Genomic DNA, 375 nt, shown 5'->3' with positions numbered 1-375 from the left:
CACTTCGAATAGCTCGGTTTGGGGATCAACATATTGTCCTACCTGCACACTTACATCTTCAATGCTCCCTTTTATTGGACTGACTACAGGAACATTCTCGACAATATTTCCTTCTCGTATGCCAGCAACATTAAGGTTTAACTGCCTGAGCTGTGATTCAAACCCTTGAACCTCTGCCTGCACAACACGATAATCGGCCTGTGCCTGTTGAAAAAGTTTGCCTGAACCTACTTCTTGTTCATAAAGCCTTTGTTGACGATTAAATTCTTGCTCCAGGTTCTGCAAACGGCTGTAAGCTGTCATATAATCGGTTTGTAACCTGGTGAGGTTAGGATGGGATAGATATGCCAGTACCTTACCTTTGCTTACTTGATC

Annotated in this window: 1 pseudogene; it reads right to left on the bottom strand. The window is 43.2% G+C overall.

The features are described from left to right. A pseudogene (locus tag HC176_RS17475) lies at nucleotides 1–303 on the bottom strand (efflux RND transporter periplasmic adaptor subunit); the annotation flags it as partial. Between the last annotated feature and the right edge of the window lie 72 nt (nucleotides 304–375).

It is taken from the genome of Tamlana crocina, assembly GCF_012037625.1.
The sequence above is the reverse complement of the archived record's forward strand: the minus strand, read 5'-3'. Positions and strand labels throughout refer to the sequence as shown.